Annotated in this window: 2 tRNA genes and 1 rRNA gene; all 3 read left to right on the top strand. The window is 52.3% G+C overall.

What is annotated here, in order from left to right:
- The first annotated feature begins 226 nt into the window (after positions 1-226).
- Positions 227-300 (top strand) — tRNA-Ile (locus tag NG346_RS14315).
- 27 nt (positions 301-327) lie between these two features.
- A tRNA-Ala gene (locus NG346_RS14310) sits at positions 328-401 on the top strand.
- A 234-nt stretch (positions 402-635) separates the two neighbouring features.
- Positions 636-2,393: ribosomal RNA gene (locus NG346_RS14305) — 23S ribosomal RNA — on the top strand; the annotation flags it as partial.

The raw sequence follows: 2,393 nt of genomic DNA, 5'->3' as shown, positions 1-2,393 counted from the left end.
GAAGGTGCGGCTGGAACACCTCCTTTCTGGAGGGACGCAAGGTAGGGCAAGATAATTGCTCAAGAGACAGTCAACCTGAAGGTGACGCCTCTACCGGCTTTTTGTACGCTGCTGTCTGTTTACTATAAAGGGAATGAAGGAAGCCGGGCTTTTGTAGCCCCGAGACTTGGAAGCACAATTGGCCGGGACGAGTAATTCTGGGGATGCAAATCCTCAAAAGTATCATAGTCCTATAGCTCAGTTGGTTAGAGCGCCACACTGATAATGTGGAGGTCGGCAGTTCAAGTCTGCCTGGGACTACTTCAACATTCACCCCTTATCATTCACGGGGGATTAGCTCAGCTGGCTAGAGCACCTGCTTTGCAAGCAGGGGGTCAACGGTTCGAATCCGTTATTCTCCACAACGTAATGTTGATGCTGATGTATGATTTATAATTTCTACATTATACACTATACATTATACATTATTCATTATTCATTACTCCGATCTTTGACATATTGACACAAGCTAAAACTGTAAAGTAGCAAAGTTCAAGACTTAACGAGGCGTACGTAGTAATATGTATGCTGAGACAATACAATACAGCTGAAAGTATGAGCAACGTCCATGTTTCTTTTCAGAGATATGGACAGCGAAAGAAGTAGGAAAGGGCGCATGGTGGATGCCTTGGCTCATCCAGGCTATGAAGGACGTGATAAGCTGCGAAAAGCTCCGGGCAGGTGCAAATAACCTTTGATCCGGAGATCTCCGAATGGGACAACCCGGCCGTCTGAAGGACGGTCATCCACGCCAGTCGTGGAAGCCAACGCGGGGAACTGAAACATCTTAGTACCCGCAGGAAGAGAAAATAAATGAATGATTCCCCTAGTAGTGGCGAGCGAACGGGGAAGAGCCCAAACCGGTGGCGTGGCAACGCGTCGCCGGGGTTGTAGGACCGCGACGTTGCACAGTTTAGGTGAGTGGAACACACTGGAAAGTGTGGCCATAGCGGGTGAAAGCCCCTTACACGAAGCCGATGCTGGCATAGCGGTATCCTGAGTAACGCGGAGCACGAGGAATTCTGCGCGAATCCGCCGGGACCATCCGGCAAGGCTAAATACTCGGATGAGACCGATAGTGAACCAGTACCGTGAGGGAAAGGTGAAAAGCACTTCGACAAGAAGGGTGAAATAGAACCTGAAACCATGCGCCTACAAGCGGTCGGAGCATCTTATGATGTGACGGCGTGCCTTTTGCATAATGAACCTACGAGTTACCGTCACCGGCAAGGATAAGCGGCATGAGCCGCGCATCCGCAGTGAAAGCGAGCCTGAACAGGGCGTCAAGTCGGTGGGGGTAGACGCGAAACCAAGTGATCTACACATGTCCAGGATGAAGTCCGGGTAACACCGGATGGAGGTCCGCACCAATAAGCGTTGAAAAGCTTCTGGATGAGGTGTGTGTAGGAGTGAAAGGCCAATCAAACTTGGAGATAGCTCGTACTCCCCGAAAGGCATTTAGGTGCCGCGTGCGGTGATCACCATGAGAGGTAGAGCGACCGATAGGACAAGAGGGCTTCACCGCCTATCGCGTCCTGACGAACTCCGAATGCTCATGGTCCGCAGCCGTGCAGTAAGGGGGCGGGTGCTAAGGTCCGTCCCCGAGAGGAGAAGAATCCAGACCGCCGCTTAAGGCCCCGGAATTCTGCCTGAGTTAGTCTAACGAAGTCCGGTCCCTGTGACAGCTAGGATGTTGGCTTGGAAGCAGCCATTCATTCAAAGAGTGCGTAACAGCTCACTAGTCGAGGGTCCGGGCATGGATAATAATCGGGTATAAGGCAGATGCCGAAGGCGCGGGATAGTAATTATAAAAGTATCGGTAGGGGAGCATTCCACATGTGTCGAATGGTGCGCGTAAGCAATCCTGGAGCGTGTGGAAAAGCAAATGTAGGTATAAGTAACGATAAGGAGGGTGAGATTCCCTCCCGCCGCAAGTCTAAGGTTTCCCGGGCAATGCCAGTCATCCCGGGGTTAGTCGGGTCCTAAGTCTCATCCGAACGGAGAGGGCGATGGCAGAGACGGTCAACATTCCGTCACTGCCCTTGGGAGCGACGCGGAGACGGAGCAGTGACACGGCCGCGGGGCGACGGAAGTCCCCGTTGAAGGGTGTAGGTGCTGAGAGAGGTAGGAAAGTCCGCCTTTCGAGCCGAACCTGACAGTATGGAGTCCTCCTCGGAGGAGTCCAACAGCGCCGGTAAACATACTCCCGAGAAAATCCGCTAAGCTTAATCTCAAGGGCACCCGTACCGCAAACCGACACAGGTAGACGGGTAGAACATACTGAGGCGTTGGGAGATTCATGGTTAAGGAACTAGGCAAACTGACCCCGTAACTTCGGGATAAGGGGTCCTCAT

Origin of the sequence: Hallella absiana (assembly GCF_025457485.1) — a bacterium.
Classification (GTDB): domain Bacteria; phylum Bacteroidota; class Bacteroidia; order Bacteroidales; family Bacteroidaceae; genus Prevotella; species Prevotella absiana.
This window is presented reverse-complemented; position numbering and strand designations above follow the sequence as displayed.